Raw genomic sequence first — 22,977 nt, forward strand, 5'->3', positions numbered from 1 at the left:
TTTATAGAGTTTTTTTGATTTCTGTTTCTTCGTATGCTTCCACGATGTCGCCCACCTGGATATCATTGAAGTTCTTGATATTCAAACCACATTCCTGACCGGATACCACCTCTTTCGCCTCATCCTTAAAGCGCTTCAGCGATTCGAGTTCTCCGGTATGCACCACGATACCATCGCGGATCAGACGTACTTTGTTCGTTCGTTTGATCTTTCCCTCTTTCACGATACAACCGGCAATCGTTCCCACTTTCGTGATCTTGAACACCTGCAGTACCTCCACATTGGCGGCAAATTCTTCTCTGATTTCCGGTGAAAGCATGCCTTCCATCGCACTCTTCACCTCTTCGATAGCATCATAGATGATTGAATACAAGCGGATCTCCACACCGTCTTTCTCGGCATTCCTACGAGCAGCCACTGAAGGACGCACCTGGAATCCGATAATGATCGCGTTGGAAGCTGCAGCCAGTACCACATCCGATTCGGATATTTGCCCTACCGCTTTGTGAATCACATTCACCTGGATCTCTTCGGTTGAGAGGCGGATCAGTGAATCCGACAGTGCTTCAACAGAACCGTCCACGTCACCTTTCACAATCACGTTCAATTCCTGGAAGCTTCCAACCGCTATGCGGCGGCCGATATCGTCCAACGTAAGCATTTTCTGCGTACGAAGTCCCAGTTCACGTTGCAACTGTTCGCGGCGCGTAGCGATTTCGCGAGCCTCCTGCTCTGTTTCCAGTACATTGAAGGTATCACCTGCCTGCGGCGCGCCGTTCAGACCGAGTATCAGTACCGGTTCGGAAGGACCTGCCTTCTCTACCCGTTGATTACGCTCATTGAACATCGCTTTGATACGTCCGTAATGTGTTCCGGCAATAACAATATCGCCCATCTTCAGCGTTCCGTTTTCAACCAGTACGGTAGAAACATATCCACGTCCTTTGTCCAAAGAGGATTCGATAATCGAACCGGTAGCACGTTTCGTCGGATTGGCTTTCAGGTCTAAGAGGTCGGCTTCGAGCAATACCTTTTCAAGCAACTCTTCAACGCCTTGTCCCTTCTTAGCAGAGATATCCTGGCTTTGGTATTTACCACCCCACTCTTCGACGAGGTAGTTCATATTCGCCAGTTCCTCTTTTATCTTTTCCGGATTAGCACTCGGCTTATCCACCTTATTGATAGCAAACACAATGGGAACGCCTGCTGCAGAAGCATGATTGATCGCTTCCACCGTCTGAGGCATCACACTGTCGTCGGCAGCCACAATGATGATCGCGATGTCGGTCGCCTTCGCACCACGGGCACGCATCGCCGTAAAGGCTTCGTGACCCGGTGTATCCAGGAAGGTAATGCGTCCGCCGCTCGCCAGCTTCACATTGTATGCCCCGATATGCTGCGTGATACCACCGGCTTCGCCCGCGATCACATTCGCTTTACGGATATTGTCGAGCAACGATGTCTTACCATGGTCTACGTGTCCCATCACAGCCACAATCGGCGGACGTGATACCCAGTCCTCTTCGTTGTCATTTTCATCATCTTTGATGGCTTCCACCACTTCCGCACTCACATATTCGGTCTTGAATCCGAACTCATCGGCAACGATATTGATGGTTTCCGCATCCAAGCGTTGGTTGATCGACACCATGATACCGATCGACATACAAGTCGCGATAACCTGCGTCACAGGCACATTCATCATGTTAGCCAAGTCGTTCGCCGTCACAAATTCGGTCAGCTTCAATACGCGGCTATCCATTTCCTCCTGTTCCATCAGTTCGTGCTCACGGCGAACAGCCGCATCACGTTTATCCCGACGGTATTTGGCACCCTTACCCTTATTGCCTTTATTAGTCAGGCGGGCAAGTGTTTCTTTGATTTGCTTTTGTACATCCTCTTCGCTCACCTCGGCTTTCACCGGACGTTTAACGCGCGATTTGTGATGACTGTCGCCACCACTGGCACCGCCATGCGGGCGTGAAGGACGTGTGTTGGTACCCGGTGTGTTGTTGATGTCTACCCGGTCTTTCTTGATACGGGTACGTTTCTTCTTCGCATTCGGGTCTTCTCCCGGTTTCTTTTGTCCGGCCTGGTTGCCTTGTCCCGGTTTAGCATCACCCTCTTTGCGGGGAGGATTCTGTCCACCAGGGCGGTTGCCCGCTGCCGGTTTATGTTTCTCGTCGCGTTCTTTGCGACGTTCTTCTTTTGTTTTCTTTTTCGGGCGAGTCGATTGATTCAGGGCTGTCAGGTCAATATGGCCTTTTACTTTGATATTCGACTCGATCTTGGGGGTGTTCAGGCGGAAAGGCTCCGATGAGTCCTCTTCCACAGCCACCGTCTCTACGACCTCTTCCATCTTGGGTTGTTGTGGTTCAACAGGTGTTGTTTTTTTCTCCGGCTCAGGCTTTCTCTCTTCTTTGATCTCTTCCTGAACAACGGCTTTGGGAGGTTCCGGCTTAGCGATCTCTTCCTGCTTGGCAGGTTCCTTTTTCGCCTCTTTCTTCTCTTCTTTTTTCTCTTCAACCACTGCGGCAGGAGGGGTAGCTACCGGCTCCGGCTTAGCCACCGGCTTCTCTTCCGGTTTGGCTTCTACCTTGGGCTTCTCTTCCACCACAGGTTTTTCTGCCACTTCCTCTTTTTGAGCTTTCTTCTCCAGGTCAATATGTCCTTTGGTGACGATCTTCGGACGATACTCATCCGGAACAACAGTCTTTATCTCTTCTCTTTTTTCTTCTTTTCGGGGAGATTGCGGTTTCTCTTTCGGTGAACTTTGTTCGGTCAATAAGGCCATACGTTCACTTTCCGACAAATCTTTTCCAAACTCCTTTACGAGCAAAGCATACTGTTCATCACTGATCCGGGTATTGGGGTTGTCCTCAATATCATGACCTCTTTTATGCAGGAACTCCACTACGGTGCTCTTTCCTACGTTTAACGTTCTCTGTACTTTTATTAATTTAATAGGCATATTTCACTTTGTCGTAAAAACTTATTCTTTTTCATCTTCGAATTCAGCCGATAAAATCCCTAACACTTCGTCGACCGTTTGTTCTTCCAGGTCGGCACGTTCGATGATCTCTTCGCGCGAGATGGCCAATACCGCTTTCGCCGTGTAGACGCCGATGTTTTTCAGCGCTTCAATTACCCAGCTATCGATTTCGTCCGAGAATTCGTCCAGATAAATATCTTCCTCATCAGCTCCGTCAATATCACGGAACACATCTATCGTATATTCGGTCAGCATACAGGCAAGTTTAATATTCAACCCTCCCTTACCAATAGCCAACGACACCTCTTCCGGCCGCAGATATACTTCGGCTTTGCGCTCTTCCTCGTTGACACGGATCGAAGAGATCTTCGCCGGGCTCAACGAGCGCTGAATAAACAAAGCCACATTGGCCGTATAATTGATCACGTCAATATTCTCATTGCGCAACTCACGCACGATGCCGTGGATACGCGAACCTTTCATCCCCACACAGGCACCTACCGGGTCGATGCGATCGTCGTACGACTCCACCGCCACCTTGGCACGCTCTCCCGGGATACGGGCGATGGCTTTGATGGTGATCAGACCGTCGTTGATCTCCGGCACCTCCAGTTCGAACAACCGTTGCAGGAACACCTTGTCGGTACGCGAAAGGATGATCTTCGGGTTGTTATTGATATTATCTACCCGTTGTACGATGGCACGTACCGTCTCGCCTTTGCGATAGAAGTCCGAAGGGATCTGTTCCGATTTCGGAAGCAACAGTTCATTGCCTTCGTCATCCAATAGGAGGATCTCTTTCTTCCACACCTGATAGACATCCGCCGCTATGATTGTACCAACCTTGTCGCGGTATTTAGCGAACAGATTGTCTTTTTGGAGCTCTAATATTTTCGAAGCTAATGTCTGACGCAGATTCAAGATAGCGCGGCGTCCGAATTTAGCGAAATGAACCTCATCGGTCACCTCTTCGCCAATCTCGCAATCCGGGTCGATCTCCCGAGCCTGTGATAAAGTAAGCTCCAGATTCGAATCTTCCAGCTCATCATCGGCCACCACCGTGCGGTTGCGCCAGATCTCGAAGTCTCCCTTTTCCGGATTGATAATCACGTCATAGTTTTCGTCTGTCCCAAACATTTTGGCGATTACATTCCGGAAGGATTCTTCCAAAACGCTGATCATCGTGTCTTTATCGATATTTTTAAGTTCTTTGAATTCCGCAAGGGTATCGATCATACTGATTGCTTCTTCTTTCTTAGCCATAATTTTTTACTTGAATCTTATTACGTATTTAGCATATTTTATCTCTTCGTACGCGAAACGACAATCCTCTTCAATCGTCACTTTTCGCTTAGCACCTTCTTCCTTCACCTGCTTGGTCACTGTCAATACAAAGGCTGCCTCATCGGCTGCTTTCAGTATACCCGTCAGCTTTTTTCCGTCCTTTGTCAGGACTTCGATTTCATTACCTATATTTTTCTGATACTGACGAAGCACCTTAAAAGGCGAGGTGATACCGGCGGAACCTACTTCCAATTCATAATCTTCCACTTCCCGATCCAACCGGCTTTCTATATATTTTGAGAGGGCTACACAGTCGTCGATTCCCAATGCCTGATCGCTATCGATCTCCACTAGAATCAGATTGCCCGGCTTCACCGCCACCTCTATCAGGTAGTGTTCTGTTCCGGCAAGTCCCTCTTCTACAATTTGTTTTATTTTGTCCTTATCCATCCTTTATATGGCACTATAATAAAAGAAGGGGACGACCCCGCCCCCTCCTCAACTTCTCTAAATCGGGTGCAAATATACATATACTACCCGAATTTTCCAAAATATTGATCTTTAATTCGCTAATAGACACCAAAAAAACAACCTCTTCCCTTTCTTTTTATTCTTTTCGGAATTGATAATAACAAGTAGAGAGATAGGGGTAACCATCGTTCTTGATATGGCTCGCGTCGATAGCCCAGAATGAGGAATTAAAGGTCAAGCCAGAAAAAGAGCTCTTCTTACCTTTGTCGGAGGTAGTGAATTTCTTGGCTTTCCAATCACTTCCGGAGCCACTCAGGAAATACACATTATTGATGTCATAAGTGGCACCGGTATGTGTTCCGACACCTCCGTTGCCATAATTCACTTTCCCGATATTAACACATTCGTTTACATGCCCATAGTTCTCCAACGTGCCCACAATGCCTCCGTTGTCTTTATTGGAATCTCCTACGACCGTGCCGGTGTTGTAGCAATTATGCACCCGAGCGGAGGTGAGATCGCCCGGATAGCCGAAATAGAGCCGTCCGACAACACCGCCGATCGCCCATTTCTTATTACCGGTTCCCATCTTAGTCGTAATGGTTCCAGTATTACAACAATGGTGTACGTTTATCTGATTGTCACTGCTTTGAAGCGTTCCGTCATGCCCGGCGACACCAACGATTCCGCCAACGCCATTGTAGGTCGTATTGGTATCTGCCGTCACAGCGCCGTGGTTGGCACAACGAGTGACCTCCACACAGTATTCTATCGCCCCGGCGATACCGCCCAAGCCGCGTAATACACTTCCTCCTTTATAGCTTCCGGTGATGACACCGTAATTGACCGATTCTTTGATCGCCATCAGAGAGCCCCGGTTGTGCCCCTTCTCTTTGGTCGATATCTTGCCAACAATACCCCCGATTGATTCACCTCCGGTGACTTTCCCCCGATTGATCGCGTTGGTGATCGTGATCACGTTGGGATCGGTATATCCGATAATGCCGCCGGTATTATGGCTATTGCCATTGCCTACCACCGATGAGAAATTAACCAACAATTCCAGGTTCCCGGTCTCGTTGGTCAGCGTGCCGCAAATGCCTCCCACGTTACCATCACTACTCCTTACCTCTTCGCCTTTCCGGGCAATGGTTTTTAAGGTAGCAATAGTACCCAGCCCAACGATCCCACCGACCCGGTGTTTCCCTTTTACTACCCCGTCGGCCATCACATGGGAGACGGTACAACCGAGTAAACGCCCAAAAAGCCCCCCAACATCTATCGCGCTGGTTTCATACTTGGAGCCTTCATTCACCTTCCCGCCAAAGAGCGATTCGCCGGTGATATCGGTCGTTTTAATTATATCCTTATCGAAATAGACATCCCCTTCAAAATCGATATTATCAGCGGAGCCGACAAATCCGCCCACATTATTTGCGCCATTGACCGAGGTCGAAGTTGAAAAAACAAACGCTTTCGTATGAGCCGGCACGACCGATGAACCGCCTGAAATAGAGCCAAACGCACCACCTACATGGTTGGTACCAGTGATGCCATCGGCTGGCTGAATCATCACCCGCGTAATCTTTTCTTTCTCCCAGGCAATACTCGATATTTTTCCGAGCACTCCTCCCGTGTATTCTTTTCCTATCAGGGAAGATTTCATATCGAGTGAGTCTATTCTCAGTCCTAAACTCACCCAATGGCCCGCGACACCACCTGTGTAGTTGGCGTTGTTCTGTATCTTATAGCCATTGATTTTTATGTTTTTTAATTCAAGCGTGCCATTCTTTCCCTCTACATAACCAAACAGGCCACCCACATAGCCATTGCCTTGTAAAGGCGCCTTGCATCTCACGTTTTTTACATAGCCATAAGAGGCGTCATGAGATAGGTAACCCGCAATAAATCCAAGATAAATTCCCTCTGCCTTCATGGTCGAGAGATCGCCATCCTCGTCATCTGTCCGGTAGACCGCCCCAATATTATTTATATCCAGATGGCTCTCTTTCGCACAACCGATAAGCCCTCCGACATATCTTTTCGCTATGATCTGGCTGCTTCTTTCGAAATCAACCCGGTAGATCGACAGTTCTGCCTTAAGCGCCTCCCCGATCAACCCACCGACAAAATCTGTCCCTTCAATATAGAGATTCGATTTGATATCCCGGATGGATACATGACCGTCGCCCGCGCGCCCTATCAGTCCTCCGACAGAGGAGAGAGCGTCAATGATATGGCCACTGACAGAGATATTATTCAATGTGACGTCACCAGACGAATAGCCGGCAACTACCCCCACATATTTCGCTGGTCGGGTGATATCCACATTGGTGAAATGCACATTCTCGACAACCGCTCCATCCAACAATTCACTAAAAAGTCCCACGTAGGAGTCTTTCTCCGCGTTTTGATCACCCCGGTGGACCAAGCGATCAAGAATGACCCCATCTCCATCGTAATGACCGGCAAAAGGGAACGGCGTATGCCCGCGTCCTTCCCAATCAGAGCCTTGCATATCGATCTGCTGATAGATATTGCTCTGCCGGAAATGGAGGCCGGCGGCGTGTTGCAGGCTGTCCTTATGAAGAAGACTGAAGAGGGTACTTAGTTTTTCAACGATATAGGGATCCGCCTTCGTACCCGAACCCTTGAATTTATTTCCGTAATCGATCTTTTCGACGGTAACGGCGGAGACCATTTCATTGGCAACCTTAATCTGGAATGTAGCCACCAACCGCTCCTCGGCTTTCGTCGAGAAACACAGACTGTATTCACCATCAGCCAGCTCTTCGCGCAGCGGGATCAACATCTCCACACGCAACATATCGCCCACTTCAGCCAAGCGACCTTCGAAGGTGTACTCCCTGCCGCTCTCAACGGAACGCAGGTGATGATTGAGGTGGCCCAATTTCTCTTTGATTTCTAATATCCTGTTCGAAATCGTATAGCGGCTGATTTTATAATCGCCACTGATCTCTTTGGTCGATCCGTAAGAGTTGGTTTCGATAACCGGATCCTTTTCATCCTGGCAACCGGCAAAACAAAAGGCCGATAATAGGAAAAGTACAAATAGGTTCTTTTTCATATTATTATATCTTATTTTTCTTTTTGCATCTGCGAATAATAGGGAATAGGAAAAGCACCCTCTGTCGATTCGGGGATATGCCAAGGCGATTCCTTTTCGTTTATCGACCAGCCATGGTATGTGGAGGCTTTGTTGAATCCCGATTCGAGCGGGGTACAGCGTCCTAAGCTTTCATTATTGTTTTTAAGCGAATAACAATTGGTGACCGTTTCGTATTCACCTGTCGTATCGACCACTTTTTTCCAGGACATACCGGCATTTAGGCAATTCTCCACCTCGGTATTGGAATGGATATGGGCAAAAGCAGGGCTATTGCCATTGCCGTTTCCTATATTGATGCAGTTCGCGATCCTGCAATTCTGCTCCAGTGTGCCGACCAACCCGGCGGTGTTGTCGCCACCGGTGATATCTCCGGCATTCATACATTGATCGACCACACAAACGTTTTCCGCAAAATCGGTACATACGCCATGAATCGTATTCGCACCGCCCACAATGGCTATCAAGCCACCCGTCACGCCAATCGCCACCGCGGTGAGTGTCCCGGCTGAAACGACCGTAGCCACAATACTAGCAACAGTGACAACCAATGCCAAACCGATGCAGATGCCCGATATGATGGTATGCGCCAAACTTCTATCGTCCTTCTCTTTGACTACAAGCAGACCTCTGTCGTCACGCGCCTGATTGACATTTTTATTGAAAAGAATAGAATTGGCACCTTCATTCGCCTGATTGGTATAGAACGATTTCAGCTGAAAAATATTCGCCTTGAAGTGATCCGCGATCACCGCTTTATTGAAATTCGTATCCAACTTAATATTCCATTTCCCCATCGCCTCATGAATAGCCTGGTCGTATTGGCTGTCTAACAGATGGGCTTTTGCCATCAGCTTTGCCTGAATGGCATCCGACCACAAATGCGCCTCTTCCGACAGACCGTAGTCCTCCAATAGAAATCCGAGCGTAAACAGCGTAGCGTCGCCAATCCAGATCGTGCCAGCGGTGACGATCCCGGCAATGCCGAGCCCCAATTTCAATCCGCCCTCCAACGCCTCTAAACCGATCGTCGCAAAGCTGATAGCCCCTCCTACAATATCGATAGCTCCCATAACGATGTTGGCTATATCCTCGTCGGTCCATTCTCTCATATCACCGATCATACCCACCAGCCCTGCGGTATTCTTCCCACCAGGGTTTTTGACTGAGGCAAAATTGCTGCAATAATGCACCATACTACTGCTGCCGCCCATGCCGAGAATACCACCGACACATTCACCGTTGGCCTGTATCTCACCAAAGTTGTTGGCGATTCCGATAATGCCGACATCTGTCTTTCCACTGATACCGCCACATTTACCTGTGCTGACGATCGTGCCGAAATTACTTACATCATAGATCGTACCTCCCGGTAGATAACCGATAATGCCACCCACATATCCGCTGGTGACCTGGACTGTCTGCTGGTTGAAACAGTCTGATATCATGCCTTGCGCTTCGCCGCAGATGCCTCCGGCATATTGGGTCGCTTTCACTTCGCCGTTGTTGTGGCACGATTGCATAGCGATGCTGTTGTAGATGCATTCGTCGACATTAACCAGGGTGCTGCCCAGAATGCCCCCTACGCCTCGCTCACCCTGGATCGACCCCAGGTTGGAGCAACCGGCATAGACTGCGTTGCCACTTCCCCCGGCAATGCCTCCGGCACCATATCGTTCGTGTTCGCCTTTTGGGCTTATAGCTCCCCGGATCAAGCCGTAGTTGTCGCATGTCACCACTAAGAGCGTATCCGCCAACCCGATGATTCCGCCCGCTCCGGTGTTATCAGCATGGATAGACGCGTGATTGTCGCTATTGGAAATAAACATAGAGGAGAAGGTCAAGCCCATACCTACGAGTCCGCCGATACCGGTATCTCCTTCGATCGTACTCTCCTGATCAACCGAGCAGGAATCGATAAAGACCAAGGCGCGACCGTCGATCGTGCCCAATAGTCCGCCAATGCCGACCCCACCTTTTTCCGACACGACACGACTCTGTTCAACGCGGCAGTTGCGGATAATCGTGCGGGCGCGTTCGTTGCCGTAGGTCACCACGTTGCCGGCCAAAGCCGCCACGCTGCTATTCCCCCCTATGGAGGCTCCCTCGATAACGATATTTTGAAGATAAGATTGACAAACATAGCCAAACAGCCCTACACCGGTGGTGTTCGGACGTGTCGTGTAGAGTCCGGTAATCGAATAGCCTCCACCGTCGTAGCTGCCGACAAAAGGGAGTCCCGGCTCTAAACCGATCGGCCGCCAGCCATATTTATGGTCGCTCTCATAACTGATGTCGTCCATATCGATGTCATCGGTCTGTCGGAAGAAACTTCCCTCTTTCAGGAGATATCGCTCATCGTTCGTGTCGTTGACCAATTTAGCCAACTTCAACAAATGGTTGTCGGCACTGATAATATAGGGACTCTCTTTTGTGCCGGCTCCGAAAAAGCCGACCGATGGGTCGTAGTCACGCCTGTTGGTAATCCCTTCGGCAGTCACCTGAAGCTGGGCACCGAAACCGACCGACATCATACGGATGGTCGCATCTTCCTTTTTGCTCTCGTACTCCATGCGGAGAAACTCATACACACCCTCTTTCAAACCATCCCGTAAGAGGAGTGTCGACACCTGCTGTCGACGGGAATGATCCGCCACACGGCTGATGATCTCACCCTTATCCGTTCGCAGATAACAGACAAACTCACCCTCCTGCAACTCCCTCATTTCCTGTAGATAGGTGAGGATTTTGTGGATGCCTACATATTCATCCCGGGGAGGAACAGGCTCATCCGGTTCGTCATTATCTTTATTACAACCGGTTATCAGAAGGGTAAACAGACTCAACAGAAAGAAGAAGAAACAACGACTTATTTTATTCATCCCAATTGGTTTAGCTAATTGTTTGTACGTGACAAAGATAAGTTTTTTTTATTACTTTTTACATGAGCAGAGTATATCCGAAGAAGGAGAGGTGAAGGAGAGGTGAAGGAGATGGGAGAAAGGAGAAAGGAGAAAGGGGTGTCTTCAGATATTGTAAAATGTGAAGGTTCTAAAGTCCGCAAGGACTTAGATGTGGATAACCCCGTGCAAGCCGCTAAGGCGCAGCTCGGGGTTGATTGTGTCATAGAAACGAGCTCCGTAGGTGCTCAACAGTTGACCTCCTACGGAACTCATGATATATATATTACGTCTACCCCGAGCTGCACCTACGGTTTGCACGGGGTTATCCGGGTTGAAGCCCTTTCGGGCTTTCTAAAACCTTCCCATTTCCTCCGATTTGAAGAAAAACCTGCGTAATCTGTGTTCCCCTTTCTTATGAAATTCTCAAAATGCAAAGTGTAAGCAAAATCGCCATTTTGCTTTACAATATGATACGTTAAAAAGTGTTACTCCTGCGGGTAATTTTAAATACCCCTACGTTTACGGAAAAAAAGTCGGTCGATTTTGACAAAATGATAGTTGGGCTGATCTGCCTACAACTGTCTAATTCGATCGTCAAAACCTCCTAAGGCAAAAAAGAAAAACCCCCTCTTTTTGTGGTTTCATCCGAATCCTGTTATTTTTGTATCATAGTATGGAAACAGGTGAATATATACGGCAATCGCTTAGTGGTCTCTATCCGGCGGATGAGGCGGAGGCGCTTTTACGGCTTATTGAGGAAGATCTCTGGGGTATGCCCTACTACCGGATCCTGATGACGCGGCCTTCGCTGTCGGATGAACAGGCGGAAAGGCTTCGTATGATTGTCGAACGGCTGCAAGCGGGAGAGCCTATACAATATATAATAGGCGAAACGACTTTTTATAACCTCCTGTTTCAGGTGAATGCCTCCACCCTGATTCCCCGCCCCGAAACGGAGGAGTTGGTGGAGCTGATTATTGGTGACAACCGGCAGAGAGAGTCGCTGTCGCTATTGGATATCGGTACGGGAAGCGGCTGCATCGCCGTGGCACTGGCCAAACACCTGCCCGGGGCGACGGTCACTGGCATTGATATCGCTGAGGAAGCACTGGCTGTAGCCACGCAAAACGCGCGAAAGGCTGATTGCGACAATGTCTGTTTCAGACAGATCGATATCCTCGACTGCGGGCAGGCATTGGTGGGGTTGCCCGACAAGTTTGACATCATCGTCAGCAATCCGCCCTATATCATGGAGAAAGAGAAAAGTGCGATGAAAGAAAACGTATTTGCCTACGAGCCGGGCACCGCCCTTTTTGTGCCCGACGACGATCCGCTTCTTTTCTATCGCGCGATTGCCCGCTTCGGGAAAGAACGATTGAACCAAGGGGGATGGCTCTATTTCGAGATCAATGCCCTGTTGGGAAACGAAACGGTCGCTATGCTCCGCGAAGAGGGCTACCGGGCGATTGAACTGATCAAAGACCTTTCCGGCAAAGACCGGATTATCAAAGCCAAAATCGATTGATGCCATGACAGAACCCGAACTATTAAACCGTATGGCCGCCCTCTGCTCGGGCAGCGAACATTGCATACAGGATATTCAGAAGAAAATGGCTTCGGCCGATCTGCCACCGGAGGCCAAAGAGCGGATCATAGCCCGCCTGTTGCAGGAGAAATTCATCGACGAGGAACGCTTCTGTCGGAGCTTTGTCCGCGATAAGATCCGTTTCAACAAATGGGGTAGGGTGAAAGTGGGCTACGAGCTACGCCGGAGGAACATTCCTTATAGCTGTTATGCCGACGCGCTGGAGGGCTTCGATATGGAGGAATACCGCGCGATCCTGTCCGGTCTGCTTCGCGAGAAAAAACGATCGGTGCGGGGGAAAGACCAGCGGGAGGTGTTCTACAAACTATTGCGCTTTGCCGCCGGACGCGGATTTGAAAGTGGTGAAACGATCCGCTGCCTGAAAGAACTCGATATCGAAACCGACGACTATGAAGAAAATACTGATTAGCCTCATAAACCTCTTTTATCCAAACCTGTGCAGACTATGTAAAAGAGTATTGATCGAAGGGGAAACGGCCGTTTGCCTCGACTGTCTTTATCATTTGCCCCGGACGGGTTACCGGGATTATGCCGATAATCCGGTATTCCATCTGTTGATCGACCGCCAGGCATTGGAGGCCGCGACCGCGCTGTATTATTATGAACAGGGCGGACAGGTGCAAAAACTGGTTCATCTCATCAAATATTATGGCCATAAGGAATTGGGTTATCAGTTCGGACGCCAGGCTGCCAGGGAATGGCGGGAGGCGGATCATCCTTTCCAAAAGGCCGATTTCATCGTACCATTGCCTCTTCACCCCAAAAAACAACGACGACGGGGTTATAACCAGTCGGAATGGATCGCGCGCGGGATCGCGGAAGAGACGAAGATCCCTCTATTGACAACGGCCATCCGGCGCGATGTGATGACCGAAAGTCAGACCCGACTGAAAGGGTACAACCGCTGGCTGAATGTGAAAGATATATTTTCGGTGATCGAACCGGAGCGACTGGTGGGCAAACATATTCTCCTGGTCGACGACGTAATCACCTCCGGATCAACGATAGGTGCCTGCATGGATGCGCTCTCTGTCGTTCCGGGTGTCCGGATAAGTGTTTTCGCGTTAACAATGGCCGCGCAATAAAAATAAGCGTTAAGAAATAGACAAATATCCGTGAGTTTTGCCTATTTTTGTCGGTTGATACAAAAATATATATATTACGACTGTATGAAAACACTCGAACAATTAGTGGCAGAGAAATTATTAAAGATCAAAGCTGTCAAACTGCAACCGGCCAATCCGTTTACGTGGGCTTCCGGTTGGAAATCACCGATCTATTGCGATAACAGAAAAACTCTCTCTTATCCGGACGTTCGCACTTTTATCAAGTTGGAACTGGCCCGTGTCATCAGCGAAAAATATGAAAACGTAGATGCTATCGCGGGAGTTGCCACAGGAGCCATCGCCCAAGGTGCGTTGGTGGCCGATCTGTTGGGACTGCCGTTTGTATATATTCGTTCTACCCCGAAAGATCACGGATTGGAAAATCTGATCGAAGGCGAATTGAAGCCCGGATCGAAGGTGGTGGTGATTGAAGATCTTGTATCAACAGGGGGAAGCAGCCTGAAAGCCGTTGAAGCCGTACGCAATTTCGGTTGCGACGTGATCGGTATGGTCGCTATCTTTACGCATGGTTTCCCGGTGGCTGAACAGCAATTCAAAGAAGCGAAAGTGACTTTGACGACGCTGAGCAACTATGACGCTGTGATCGAAGAGGCATTGCGCACCGATTATATCGACGAATCGGAGATTGCTACCCTGCAGGAATGGCGCAAGGATCCGGCGCACTGGAAACCCTGATAATCTGACAAATAGAAGGAATGACAGAATTTGTGAGCGGGACAAAATCGATCCCGCACAAGGATGAATATATTTTTGCGACACTATCCGACCTGTCCAATCTGGAAAAGGTACGCGACCGGATTCCGGAAGATAAGATCAAAGATTTTACTTTCGACAGCGATAGCTGTAGTCTCAATGTCAACCCCGTCGGCACGATCACCTTTCAGATCGTTGAGCGCGAGCCTAACAAAACCATCAAATTTGCAACCTCCAATTCGCCTGTTCCCCTTTTTCTGTGGATACAGCTGAAAACGGTTGCCGAAGATGATACCCGCATGCGCGTCACTGTGCGTGCGGATCTGAGCCCGCTGATCAAGCCGATGGTCTCTAAACCGCTACAAGATGGAGTAGAAAAGATTGCCGACATGCTCGCCAGTCTTCCTTACTCTTCCATTCATAATTCATAATTCACCATTCATAATTAATCCACGTGGCTCAAAAGCTTTGGGAAAAAAACGTAAAAGTCGACCAGGAGGTTGAACGATTTACGGTCGGCAAGGACCGGGAGATGGATCTTTATCTGGCCAAGTACGATGTGTTGGGATCGATGGCACATAGCACGATGCTGGAGAGTATTGGCCTGCTCGAGAAGGAGGAACTAACGTTGCTTCTGAAAGAGCTGAAATCGATCTATGCGATGGCCGACCGGGGCGAGTTCGTGATTGAAGAGGGGGTAGAGGATGTTCACTCACAGGTGGAGTTGATATTGACCCGCCGCCTGGGCGATGTGGGGAAAAAGATCCACAGCGGCCGTTCGCGCAACGACCAGGTATTGCTCGACCTGAAGCTCTATACGCGGGCTGAGATCCGGGAACTGGTGGTGTTGGTGAATGAATTGTTTGAGGTACTTATCGAGCAAAGCGATGCATACCGGGAGGTGCTCCTGCCGGGGTATACCCATTTGCAGGTAGCGATGCCCTCTTCGTTTGGACTGTGGTTTGGCGCGTATGCCGAAAGCCTGGTCGACGACCTGCAACTGATGCAGGCGGCTTATAAGATAACGAACCGGAATCCGCTGGGTTCTGCGGCAGGCTACGGCTCTTCTTTCCCGCTGAACCGGCAGATGACAACCGATCTGCTTGGGTTCGACTCGATGGATTACAACGTGGTGTATGCACAGATGGGACGGGGTAAGATGGAACGGACGGTGGCTTTTGCCATGGCCGGTATAGCGGCTACGCTTTCCAAACTGGCTTTCGACGCCTGTATGTTCAACAGCCAGAACTTCGGATTCGTGAAACTGCCGGATCAGTTCACCACCGGATCGAGTATTATGCCGCATAAAAAGAACCCGGATGTGTTTGAATTGACACGTGCGAAATGTAATAAAATACAAGGACTGCCACAGCAAATCACCTTGATCACCAACAACCTGCCTTCGGGCTACTTCCGCGATCTGCAGATCATCAAAGAGGTATTCCTGCCGGCATTCGACGAACTGAAAGACTGTCTGCGCATGGTGACCTTTATGATGCGTGAGATTGAGGTGAACCGCCATATCCTGGACGATCCGAAATATGCGCTTCTCTTCAGTGTGGAGGAGGTGAACCGCCGGGTATTGGAAGGGGTGCCTTTCCGCGATGCCTACAAAGAGGTGGGACTGGCGATCGAAGCCGGGGAGTTTACGCCCGACAAGACTGTGCGGCATACGCACGAGGGCAGCGTAGGCAACCTTTGCAATGATCATATTAAGGTGTTGATGCAACATGTGATCGACGAATTCTCTTTTGAGAAGGTCAGCCAGGCCGAAAAGAAACTAATCGAAGGATAAGAAGAAGAATGAAAAGGGTGTTGTTGATATGTTTGGTGCTCCTTACTTTCGCCTCATGCGAAAAGTCGGAAAACCCGGATATGCCCTACGCTCCTGTTAATTTTAAGGTCTATCTGAGTGGACAGGATCATGATTTAAATGGCATATTAAGTTATAAGACATTTACCAAACCGAGGCTGGCCAGTGAATATGTTGGCTATGCGGGCATTTTGGTGGTCTGTGGCTTCGATAATGTGTATCATGCCTATGAGCTCTGTTGTCCGCACGAAGCCCTGCGAAACAAGACCATTGTGCCCAATACGGATGGCACAGCTACCTGCCCGAGTTGCAACACGGTGTACGATATCGGATACGGCACCGGAAGCCCCACGAGCGGCCCCTCCAAGTATATGCTCCGAAAGTTTAACACCATCCCCAACGGCCAGGAACTGATTATTCAGTATTGATTGGAAGTATCGTTATAACTTTTTTCACCCCGATAATTTGCACAAATAAAAGATTTCTCTACCTTTGCACACGCAAAACAAATAGAAGCATCTTCTGCTAATACGCGTGATGCACACGTTGACACAATGCGAAAGTAGCTCAGTTGGTAGAGCATAACCTTGCCAAGGTTAGGGTCGCGGGTTCGAATCCCGTCTTTCGCTCATCTCTTTTAAAGAAAAGGATGCTCGGATGGTGGAATCGGTAGACACGAAGGACTTAAAATCCTTTGGCCATTGCGGCTGTGCGGGTTCAAGTCCCGCTCCGAGTACCATATTTTAACGTCAGTAGCTTATTATCAAGCTGTTGACGTTTTTCTTTTGCCCTTCTGTGTCACTTAAATGTCACTTCGCTAATTTTATACCATGATACGACATAAAAAGAGCCGTCTATCACTCTTGACAAACAGCCCTTTTATTGCGATTAAAATACCGATTGGCATTTCACCTGTAAAGATATAAAAATCCCCCGAACCTCAACTGAAATCCGGGGGCATCCTGTCATACTTCTGTTAGTTCTCAATCTGCTTGTTGATCTCCTCTTCTGCCCTATCAAAAAAGAAAACACCTATCAGTTCCGCTATATCAGTCCCGAACTCGCATAAGGTGTCGCTTATGTTGCCGAGCTTCTCGGTTCGCTTAATATAAGGTTCTAACTCTTCTGTGTCCATAAGGGCATTAACTTTGTTGCGTGCTTCTTTTAATGCTATAATCACTTCGAGTAATCCGGTATGCACAGCTTCGATCTTTACTTTGTTGATGTCTATTGTTTTCATGCTTCTATACTTTTTGTTTTGATTGGAGTTTTAGCAGACGCTTCTTTCATCATATTATCTTTGAATTGGGAGAAATCGCTTTCAAGTCCACGGCTTTGTAAATAAGCAAGCACTATGCCGAGCGTTCTATCTTTCTTTATATTGTCAAGTTGAAAGAATACACTTTCTACAAAGTTGTTATTATACACAGCTAACAGATTGTTGATATTGGATTCAAGGCTTAACTCTTCGCTACTTATGGCGTAAGACAAACCACCTAAATAGCTATCAGGGGTTATGCCCATATCAATTGATTTTTGCCTCATTAGAGAACGTAGTTCTTTGTTCTTGCTTTTAATCTTAGAGACCAACTTGTTCTTTATTTCTTTTTCGTCTATTAGTATTGTTTCCATGTTGCTTTACTTAGTTGATTATTATTACTTCGTTGTTTATTGCGTTGCCTGTGGCTAAATAAGCCTTTTCTGTGACAAGGCGAACAAAGACTACCTCTGTGCCGTGAAAGTCGTTGAAATCTCTATCCGTAACCCTGTACACGCTTCTCTCGTGAAGAAACCTGAACCGGTCGCCCGGCTCAAGTGTGAATAGTGGTGTTTTCATAACCTTACCTCATAAAGTGTGCATTCGTAAACTTTACCTTCATCAATCGAATAATTGTAGATGTCGGTAGTTGTGATCTCTTTGATGTCATTACGCCCCAATGCCTTTAACAGTTCGTTGCTGTTTAGGTGGGTGGATGATCTAAATACTAACTTTGTTTCCATGTCTGTACTGTTTTTAATGTTGTTTTTTAATATGGGAAATCCCATCTTTAATTTATAAGCCATTTTAAGGCGATTTAAGACGTTTTCTTTTCAAACCATAACTTATACTGTAAATCCGAAATAACACCGCAAATCGCCCCTAATGGCTTTAGATTGATTGAATATTAAACCTCTTGAATGAGCGGAACGCTTGTTTCTCGGTATCCCAGTAAGTAAAAAGTAGGTCATTCTTTGCCCTTTGAGTCCCTTTCACCTCAACGTTGATATACTTATCAGACAAAGTGCCGAACGCCTGCCTAACCTCACCGTTTACCTTCTGATAGTAGAACTTTACAATACCTGTTCTCATAGCTGCTGCCAGCTTGAAGTTTGCCCATGCTTTACGTAGGCAATCTGCGAAGGCTTCACCCGTTACCCGGAATAAGCGCCATGCCATTGCCATGATTCCTTTTAACTCGTTTCTTTTTGATGTACTCATAATCGTTGTATTTAAGTGTTTGTATTAATCCCCTGAATAAGCCCAAGCGCTGTATGTTCTTTCCATTGAAGCGATGAGGCTTGCATCGACCTTTCTTGGTTGCGCCTGTAACGCTTTGTATTCGTCAGATGCGTGCCACTTAGCTAATCTTTCTTTCTCTGCTTCGATAGCTGCTTGCTTAGCGTTGTAGATGATAGTTTCTTTTTCGACCCACCAAGCTCTTGACAGACATTCACCGAAGTTCTTAGAATAACTTCCACGACGGTAGATGTTCCATGCCCGGTTCATTACGTCTCTCTTGCTTATTTTTGATGATGTTGTCATGATTATATCTTTTATGTTCTTTTCTATACTGCAAATATAGCGTATAAGATATATCCGTGCAAGCGTTTTGCCAACTATTTTTACCGTAAAAGCTATATTTAACATTATTTTATATCTTTCATGCTATTTATTGGTATTATTCTATTACTTTTGTGATATAACATAAAAGATATAATGATGAGTACAAGAATTAAAGAACTGTGTAAAGAGAAAGGAGTAACTATTAGTTCTATTGCAGAACAAATAGGCACAACTCAAACAAGCCTTAGCCGGGCATTAGGTGAAAATGGTAATCCCACATTAGACACATTACAAAAAATAGCTACTGCGTTAGGAGTTTCAATGTCTGATCTCTTCGAGCAACCGGCGAAAGACGTTGTGAATTGTCCGCATTGTGGTGGGAAGATAAAGATAGGAAAGGAGTAAAAGTTTTAAAACATGTAAATTCTTGCCTATTTAACACTTTTGTGACAAAACATAACTATATTTGTAGCGCAAAATTTCTTACAAAGATGCTTTTTTGAAGAGAAAGTTCTGCGGTATACTGTTAAATTAAGCTATGAAGCAAAACAATAGAACCTATTTAATTGTTTTATCTACAAGGAATTACAATCAATAATTTATTCTATGAGTTATATTGAGGTTATAAGTAATAATATTTCTACGGTAAAAGAGTCTTATGAAACCGTTGAGTCTATGGAGACTCAACTTAATAAGTTTCTTGATATTGTTTTAGATTATCAGGCATCACTCAAAAGCCTTTATGACACAATAGATGAACTTACTGAGAGTATTATCAAAGCACAAAACAAAATATCGATACAAGAATTTTATAAAATCGAGAAGGGCTTAGTTTCTTTGCATAAAAAGTTAGTAGAACTTTATGTGAAAGAACGGAACGATGAAAAGTGCTATTTAGTTGCAAAATCATACATCAAGAATCTACATTGTAGCATAAACAATCTAAAAGAGTCTATTGATGATTTCCGTATATTCCGAATCGAATTGGATGAAGATCGTGAGTACGAACACTTTGTTAACATAATAAACGATCTTTAAACAGTGTGCAAATTTTACTCTACATCTGATTTCAGAAAAAGCCTCAATTTACTAATAAAGAAACCTAAAGAAGGATATAGTTCTGTTAAAAATGACATTTGTGATGCACTATGCAAGCACAATCACAATGATATACTTCAATTTTACGACTGGATGCGTGATGAAAAGAATTTTCGAATTGTGAAATTGAGACTGCCTAATTCTGGGCAGAATTTATCAAAAGCAAATGGTTTTAGGTTAATTTATTTAATACACAAAGAAAAGAAAAGTATAATTTTGTTAGATATCTACCCTAAAAGAGGAAATCATAAAAAAAATAGCATAGATAAAGCTGAGATAAATAGATTGCTTGCAAATTATGTAAATGAAGGCGAGTCATTACAATTACATAATATCAACAGTGAATTACTGGAGATGGTTGAAGCATAAACTAAAACCACTCCTGTAAAAAGATTATTCTTTTTCTTTTCCTACCCTACCTCTTTTCATTACCCTCAATCCTAACCATGGAGAAGAAATCCATCGACATAACAATGCTTCCCAATGGAGTAATACTATGGGACAATCAAAGACGTAGAAAAGGCATTACAGATCAAGACAACGACTGTGTACGAACTGATTAAAAAAGGTCAGTTAAGAGTCGTAAAAATCGGTAGATCTACTCGTTTCCTTCCTTCTGATATAAAGAAGCTCATAGAAGATAATATCTACTAAATTATGCCAGCATCATCAAAGCGGTACTATGCAATGCAAGGTACGCATGCAGTAGTGTTGGGGCATCGGGCTAAAATCGTATTGGAGTTTCGGAAAATGAAAAAGGCAGAGGGGTAGTCTGCCTTTCTATAGTGCTTATTTTATCTGCTTTATTCAGATTCAGAAGACTGTTTAGTGGGATCATGTTTGTCGACCTCCTCTAATGAAATACCATGTTCTTTAAAATATTTATCCCTTATGATAATAGATGCGCCTTGTAAAAGACTTACAGAAGCAACCCCTATGGCAAAAGCTTTTGTTTTTAAATTATTATATCCTTCATCCGTCAGAACTGCTTCTGGATTTGATACAACAAAATTAAAACATAATTGCTGTATATCATACGGATTCATAGATGTTGAATTAGCTTCTATGTTTGCATGGATGTTATCCCAATTCTGGTCTACATAAAACTCAAACTTCAACTCTTTAGCTAATTGTTCTCCGTATGGTGTTAATTTTATAGGGCTTTGTGCCATAACAATCGCTTTTTCTTTGTTCTGTTGCAATGCTTGTATAGCAAGTAATAATCCGTCTATTTTAGCATTTACTGCGTCTATTTTGCTTACCTCAGTGCGCAATGCCTCCATTTTATCCCCATGTTTTTCGCACGGTAATTTCTCTATTTTAATATGAGCTTCTGCCGCAATATTGTTAGCGATATCAGCTTCCTTTTTAGCATCCTTGGAATGGTTTCTAATATTAAAATAAAGCCATACAATAACGCCACCCACAATTAGCCATATAGCTCCATGCCAGTTTTCAAGTAAATATGTTAATATGGATTCCATAGCGTGTACGTCTGTTTATAGAACATTTGTATTATTCTTATAGTTTTGCAATGTAAGCATAAAAATGAGTTTTTTTGCGCTTTTAAAGCACTTTTTTGCACGATTTAGGCTTAATTGTGCGCAAAAGTAGTACTTTTTCTTTCATAAGCAAGGTGCTTATAAGTAAAGAATACTTAATCTACCATGTTGTGAACACTCCACCTTTACAGGTAGCCCCTTGTAAGCCCCTAACTATGGATGGCGTTTAGGGCGGAATTATTCCACTCCAAAGAAAGGGGCATCCCATTACAGGACACCCCCTTCACGCTGAGTCAAAGCGTATATCATTTGCGATTATGATATGCCTTAATAACCTCCTCGTCCGTTGGTGTAGATCTTGTTCCTTTGTTGAACATTAATCGAATGTCATTCTTATCGATCTGAAAACTATCTACCCCCGAAAAGACGACGATCTCATTCTCTTCGTTGATAGAGTAGAATATAACATACTTGCGATCTTTACCTTGTGCCATGCGGATGATATCCCTTACTTTCTCTTCACTTGCCATCTTGCGCTGGTTTTATAATTTTCCATCCGAGCTTCTCAGACAGATCGTCAATTCTTGATTCTAATTCTTCATCCGTCAATCCTTCCAGTTCAAGGGCAACAGCAATCTTCTTGGCCATACCTCTTGACATCGGTTTTAATCCTGTAAACGCTTCATACCACTCTGGGAACTCGCTCGTATCCAAAACTCCAGTTGCCACAGATGACAACAATTTTGCTTTCTGTTCTTTTGATAGTTTAATCTTCATGATTCAAATTATTTAGTGTTTGTATTCGCTCTGCCAGCCTATCTACAACCTCATCAGGAGCAGATAGTAACAGCTTCTCTAACTCTTTATATTCAGCTTGGATCTGCGCATCTACACTCACAGACTGCTGTTTGGGGATAATATACTGCATCAATCGCTCCATTACAGTAATGCGCTGTTGCGGCTCTAACTCGTTGAGGTCAGCCTCTATGTCGTAGCCGTTGATAATAGCCTGTAAACGTGCTTTAATGTCGCCTGTTACTTTATTAGGCGTTCCTTTAGTTCGCCCGCCTAACCTACCTTTACCGTCGTCTTTTTTTCTCATACTACTTAAAACTATTTTAGTAAGCTCTCCGGGAAGACTTAACCGCCCGGAGGCTATTTTATTTTTTATTATCTGTATGCGCAAATAATCACTTTTATTATTCAGGTGATACCGAGTACCATTTTAATCTGAACATGATTTTCGTTCACCTTAAAATCGCTCATACGTCATATTTCAATCCTTTATCCATGTGCGCCTTTGCTTGTTCATACTTCGGGAAGGTCAAAGCCCAAAATCCGAACGCCTCATCACCGGGATAACTCACGCAATTAAAACGTTTGTTTATTCTGCGTTTGAATACCTCATAAACGACTGCTCCACGTGGAAATGTACGCTTATAGAGATATACTTGTGTTTCAGGATTGTAGCCAATCTGTGTGAACACTTCTTTGTTCTTTGTGAATTCTTTAGGTAATTCTCTTATTTCCATAATAT

25 protein-coding genes and 2 tRNA genes are annotated in these 22,977 nt (G+C 45.8%); 12 read left to right on the plus strand and 15 right to left on the minus strand.

The genetic code is table 11. The features are described 5' to 3' along the window. Position 1: 1 nt before the first annotated feature. The 5 genes from infB to M2134_RS09810 all read right to left on the minus strand — a co-directional run bounded on the left by infB (position 2) and on the right by M2134_RS09810 (position 10,756). Positions 2-2,971, minus strand: coding sequence for a translation initiation factor IF-2 (gene infB, locus M2134_RS09790; RefSeq protein WP_280751126.1), 2,970 nt, complete (start codon positions 2,969-2,971; stop codon positions 2-4). A gap of 21 nt (positions 2,972-2,992) precedes the next feature. Beyond that, positions 2,993-4,255 (minus strand): transcription termination factor NusA, encoded by a 1,263-nt coding sequence (nusA, locus tag M2134_RS09795; RefSeq protein ID WP_280751127.1) that lies wholly within the window; start codon positions 4,253-4,255, stop codon positions 2,993-2,995. Between the two features lie 6 nt (positions 4,256-4,261). After that, a complete protein-coding gene (gene rimP, locus M2134_RS09800; RefSeq protein WP_280751128.1) occupies positions 4,262-4,726 on the minus strand; it encodes a ribosome assembly cofactor RimP in 465 nt (154 codons plus the stop codon). A gap of 157 nt (positions 4,727-4,883) precedes the next feature. Next, entirely contained in the window at positions 4,884-7,835 is a 2,952-nt protein-coding gene (locus M2134_RS09805) for a GLUG motif-containing protein (protein WP_280751129.1), read from the minus strand. An 11-nt stretch (positions 7,836-7,846) separates the two neighbouring features. Then, positions 7,847-10,756, minus strand: a complete 2,910-nt coding sequence (locus tag M2134_RS09810) for a hypothetical protein (protein WP_280751130.1) — start codon at positions 10,754-10,756, stop codon at positions 7,847-7,849. 694 nt (positions 10,757-11,450) lie between these two features. On the opposite strand from M2134_RS09810, the gene prmC reads away from it, so the two are divergent. The 9 genes from prmC to M2134_RS09855 all read left to right on the plus strand — a co-directional run bounded on the left by prmC (position 11,451) and on the right by M2134_RS09855 (position 16,755). Then, positions 11,451-12,302 (plus strand): peptide chain release factor N(5)-glutamine methyltransferase, encoded by an 852-nt coding sequence (prmC, locus tag M2134_RS09815; RefSeq protein WP_280751131.1) that lies wholly within the window; start codon positions 11,451-11,453, stop codon positions 12,300-12,302. 4 nt (positions 12,303-12,306) lie between these two features. Then, positions 12,307-12,792, plus strand: coding sequence for a regulatory protein RecX (locus tag M2134_RS09820; protein WP_280751132.1), 486 nt, complete (start codon positions 12,307-12,309; stop codon positions 12,790-12,792). After that, positions 12,773-13,468 carry a ComF family protein gene (locus tag M2134_RS09825; RefSeq protein WP_280751133.1) on the plus strand — a complete coding sequence of 232 codons (696 nt, stop codon included), beginning with the start codon at positions 12,773-12,775 and terminating at the stop codon, positions 13,466-13,468. The genes M2134_RS09820 and M2134_RS09825 overlap by 20 nt, the downstream gene beginning before the upstream one ends. An 84-nt stretch (positions 13,469-13,552) precedes the next feature. Further along, the gene (pyrE, locus tag M2134_RS09830) at positions 13,553-14,185 is read left to right on the plus strand and encodes an orotate phosphoribosyltransferase (protein ID WP_280751135.1); all 633 of its coding nucleotides are present in this window, start codon (positions 13,553-13,555) and stop codon (positions 14,183-14,185) included. Positions 14,186-14,205: 20 nt separating this feature from the next. Continuing rightward, complete coding sequence (locus M2134_RS09835; protein WP_280751136.1) at positions 14,206-14,634, plus strand: SRPBCC family protein; 429 nt, start codon at positions 14,206-14,208, stop codon at positions 14,632-14,634. A 23-nt stretch (positions 14,635-14,657) separates the two neighbouring features. Then, complete coding sequence (gene argH / locus M2134_RS09840; protein ID WP_280751137.1) at positions 14,658-15,998, plus strand: argininosuccinate lyase; 1,341 nt, start codon at positions 14,658-14,660, stop codon at positions 15,996-15,998. Between the two features lie 8 nt (positions 15,999-16,006). Continuing rightward, a complete protein-coding gene (locus tag M2134_RS09845) occupies positions 16,007-16,444 on the plus strand; it encodes a hypothetical protein (RefSeq protein WP_280751138.1) in 438 nt (145 codons plus the stop codon). Between the two features lie 128 nt (positions 16,445-16,572). Beyond that, positions 16,573-16,645, plus strand: a tRNA-Gly gene (locus M2134_RS09850). Between the two features lie 22 nt (positions 16,646-16,667). Then, positions 16,668-16,755: transfer RNA gene (locus tag M2134_RS09855), tRNA-Leu, on the plus strand. Positions 16,756-16,992: 237 nt separating this feature from the next. Here M2134_RS09855 and M2134_RS09860 read toward each other — a convergent pair. The 5 genes from M2134_RS09860 to M2134_RS09880 form a co-directional block, all read right to left on the minus strand. Further along, a complete protein-coding gene (locus M2134_RS09860; RefSeq protein ID WP_280751139.1) occupies positions 16,993-17,256 on the minus strand; it encodes a hypothetical protein in 264 nt (87 codons plus the stop codon). Further along, entirely contained in the window at positions 17,253-17,648 is a 396-nt protein-coding gene (locus M2134_RS09865; RefSeq protein ID WP_280751140.1) for a hypothetical protein, read from the minus strand. The genes M2134_RS09860 and M2134_RS09865 overlap by 4 nt, the downstream gene beginning before the upstream one ends. A 10-nt stretch (positions 17,649-17,658) precedes the next feature. Next, complete coding sequence (locus M2134_RS09870; RefSeq protein ID WP_280751141.1) at positions 17,659-17,853, minus strand: hypothetical protein; 195 nt, start codon at positions 17,851-17,853, stop codon at positions 17,659-17,661. A gap of 312 nt (positions 17,854-18,165) precedes the next feature. Then, on the minus strand, positions 18,166-18,495 hold the full coding sequence (locus M2134_RS09875) for an SH3 beta-barrel fold-containing protein (protein WP_280751142.1): 330 nt from the start codon (positions 18,493-18,495) through the stop codon (positions 18,166-18,168). Between the two features lie 24 nt (positions 18,496-18,519). Beyond that, entirely contained in the window at positions 18,520-18,924 is a 405-nt protein-coding gene (locus M2134_RS09880; protein ID WP_280751143.1) for a hypothetical protein, read from the minus strand. A gap of 72 nt (positions 18,925-18,996) precedes the next feature. Here M2134_RS09880 and M2134_RS09885 point away from each other — a divergent pair, with 72 nt between their 5' ends. The 3 genes from M2134_RS09885 to M2134_RS09895 all read left to right on the plus strand — a co-directional run bounded on the left by M2134_RS09885 (position 18,997) and on the right by M2134_RS09895 (position 20,307). Next, the gene (locus tag M2134_RS09885) at positions 18,997-19,245 is read left to right on the plus strand and encodes a helix-turn-helix transcriptional regulator (RefSeq protein WP_280751144.1); all 249 of its coding nucleotides are present in this window, start codon (positions 18,997-18,999) and stop codon (positions 19,243-19,245) included. Positions 19,246-19,446: 201 nt separating this feature from the next. Further along, positions 19,447-19,878 (plus strand): hypothetical protein, encoded by a 432-nt coding sequence (locus M2134_RS09890; protein ID WP_280751145.1) that lies wholly within the window; start codon positions 19,447-19,449, stop codon positions 19,876-19,878. 180 nt (positions 19,879-20,058) lie between these two features. Next, positions 20,059-20,307, plus strand: a complete 249-nt coding sequence (locus tag M2134_RS09895; RefSeq protein WP_280751146.1) for a hypothetical protein — start codon at positions 20,059-20,061, stop codon at positions 20,305-20,307. Positions 20,308-20,741: 434 nt separating this feature from the next. On the opposite strand, the gene M2134_RS09900 is transcribed toward M2134_RS09895, so the two are convergent. The 5 genes from M2134_RS09900 to M2134_RS09920 all read right to left on the minus strand — a co-directional run bounded on the left by M2134_RS09900 (position 20,742) and on the right by M2134_RS09920 (position 22,972). After that, positions 20,742-21,422: a hypothetical protein gene (locus M2134_RS09900; protein WP_280751147.1), complete on the minus strand. Its 681-nt coding sequence runs from the start codon at positions 21,420-21,422 to the stop codon at positions 20,742-20,744. A 323-nt stretch (positions 21,423-21,745) separates the two neighbouring features. Beyond that, on the minus strand, positions 21,746-21,970 hold the full coding sequence (locus M2134_RS09905; protein WP_280751148.1) for a hypothetical protein: 225 nt from the start codon (positions 21,968-21,970) through the stop codon (positions 21,746-21,748). After that, a complete protein-coding gene (locus M2134_RS09910) occupies positions 21,960-22,217 on the minus strand; it encodes a hypothetical protein (RefSeq protein ID WP_280751149.1) in 258 nt (85 codons plus the stop codon). Before M2134_RS09910 ends, M2134_RS09905 begins: the two co-directional genes overlap by 11 nt. After that, positions 22,207-22,542 carry a hypothetical protein gene (locus M2134_RS09915; RefSeq protein ID WP_280751150.1) on the minus strand — a complete coding sequence of 112 codons (336 nt, stop codon included), beginning with the start codon at positions 22,540-22,542 and terminating at the stop codon, positions 22,207-22,209. Before M2134_RS09915 ends, M2134_RS09910 begins: the two co-directional genes overlap by 11 nt. A 160-nt stretch (positions 22,543-22,702) precedes the next feature. Further along, a complete protein-coding gene (locus M2134_RS09920) occupies positions 22,703-22,972 on the minus strand; it encodes a hypothetical protein (RefSeq protein ID WP_280751151.1) in 270 nt (89 codons plus the stop codon). Positions 22,973-22,977 lie beyond the last annotated feature (5 nt).

The organism is Parabacteroides sp. PM6-13, assembly GCF_029892605.1.
In the GTDB taxonomy this organism is placed as follows: domain Bacteria; phylum Bacteroidota; class Bacteroidia; order Bacteroidales; family Tannerellaceae; genus QVMG01.

What these genes read in the sequence shown, in the direction of transcription:
- M2134_RS09920 (WP_280751151.1), bottom strand. Translation starts at nt 22,972, where the DNA reads ATGGAAATAAGAGAATTACCTAAAGAATTCACAAAGAACAAAGAAGTG.
- M2134_RS09810 (WP_280751130.1), bottom strand. Translation starts at nt 10,756, where the DNA reads ATGAATAAAATAAGTCGTTGTTTCTTCTTCTTTCTGTTGAGTCTGTTT.
- rimP (WP_280751128.1), bottom strand. Translation starts at nt 4,726, where the DNA reads ATGGATAAGGACAAAATAAAACAAATTGTAGAAGAGGGACTTGCCGGA.
- M2134_RS09870 (WP_280751141.1), bottom strand. Translation starts at nt 17,853, where the DNA reads ATGAAAACACCACTATTCACACTTGAGCCGGGCGACCGGTTCAGGTTT.
- infB (WP_280751126.1), bottom strand. Translation starts at nt 2,971, where the DNA reads ATGCCTATTAAATTAATAAAAGTACAGAGAACGTTAAACGTAGGAAAG.
- M2134_RS09880 (WP_280751143.1), bottom strand. Translation starts at nt 18,924, where the DNA reads ATGTTAAATATAGCTTTTACGGTAAAAATAGTTGGCAAAACGCTTGCA.
- M2134_RS09825 (WP_280751133.1), top strand. Translation starts at nt 12,773, where the DNA reads ATGAAGAAAATACTGATTAGCCTCATAAACCTCTTTTATCCAAACCTG.
- M2134_RS09875 (WP_280751142.1), bottom strand. Translation starts at nt 18,495, where the DNA reads ATGAGTACATCAAAAAGAAACGAGTTAAAAGGAATCATGGCAATGGCA.
- M2134_RS09885 (WP_280751144.1), top strand. Translation starts at nt 18,997, where the DNA reads ATGAGTACAAGAATTAAAGAACTGTGTAAAGAGAAAGGAGTAACTATT.
- M2134_RS09890 (WP_280751145.1), top strand. Translation starts at nt 19,447, where the DNA reads ATGAGTTATATTGAGGTTATAAGTAATAATATTTCTACGGTAAAAGAG.
- M2134_RS09900 (WP_280751147.1), bottom strand. Translation starts at nt 21,422, where the DNA reads ATGGAATCCATATTAACATATTTACTTGAAAACTGGCATGGAGCTATA.
- M2134_RS09860 (WP_280751139.1), bottom strand. Translation starts at nt 17,256, where the DNA reads ATGAAAACAATAGACATCAACAAAGTAAAGATCGAAGCTGTGCATACC.
- M2134_RS09835 (WP_280751136.1), top strand. Translation starts at nt 14,206, where the DNA reads ATGACAGAATTTGTGAGCGGGACAAAATCGATCCCGCACAAGGATGAA.
- nusA (WP_280751127.1), bottom strand. Translation starts at nt 4,255, where the DNA reads ATGGCTAAGAAAGAAGAAGCAATCAGTATGATCGATACCCTTGCGGAA.
- M2134_RS09905 (WP_280751148.1), bottom strand. Translation starts at nt 21,970, where the DNA reads ATGGCAAGTGAAGAGAAAGTAAGGGATATCATCCGCATGGCACAAGGT.
- M2134_RS09915 (WP_280751150.1), bottom strand. Translation starts at nt 22,542, where the DNA reads ATGAGAAAAAAAGACGACGGTAAAGGTAGGTTAGGCGGGCGAACTAAA.
- M2134_RS09910 (WP_280751149.1), bottom strand. Translation starts at nt 22,217, where the DNA reads ATGAAGATTAAACTATCAAAAGAACAGAAAGCAAAATTGTTGTCATCT.
- pyrE (WP_280751135.1), top strand. Translation starts at nt 13,553, where the DNA reads ATGAAAACACTCGAACAATTAGTGGCAGAGAAATTATTAAAGATCAAA.
- M2134_RS09820 (WP_280751132.1), top strand. Translation starts at nt 12,307, where the DNA reads ATGACAGAACCCGAACTATTAAACCGTATGGCCGCCCTCTGCTCGGGC.
- M2134_RS09845 (WP_280751138.1), top strand. Translation starts at nt 16,007, where the DNA reads ATGAAAAGGGTGTTGTTGATATGTTTGGTGCTCCTTACTTTCGCCTCA.
- M2134_RS09805 (WP_280751129.1), bottom strand. Translation starts at nt 7,835, where the DNA reads ATGAAAAAGAACCTATTTGTACTTTTCCTATTATCGGCCTTTTGTTTT.
- prmC (WP_280751131.1), top strand. Translation starts at nt 11,451, where the DNA reads ATGGAAACAGGTGAATATATACGGCAATCGCTTAGTGGTCTCTATCCG.
- M2134_RS09865 (WP_280751140.1), bottom strand. Translation starts at nt 17,648, where the DNA reads ATGGAAACAATACTAATAGACGAAAAAGAAATAAAGAACAAGTTGGTC.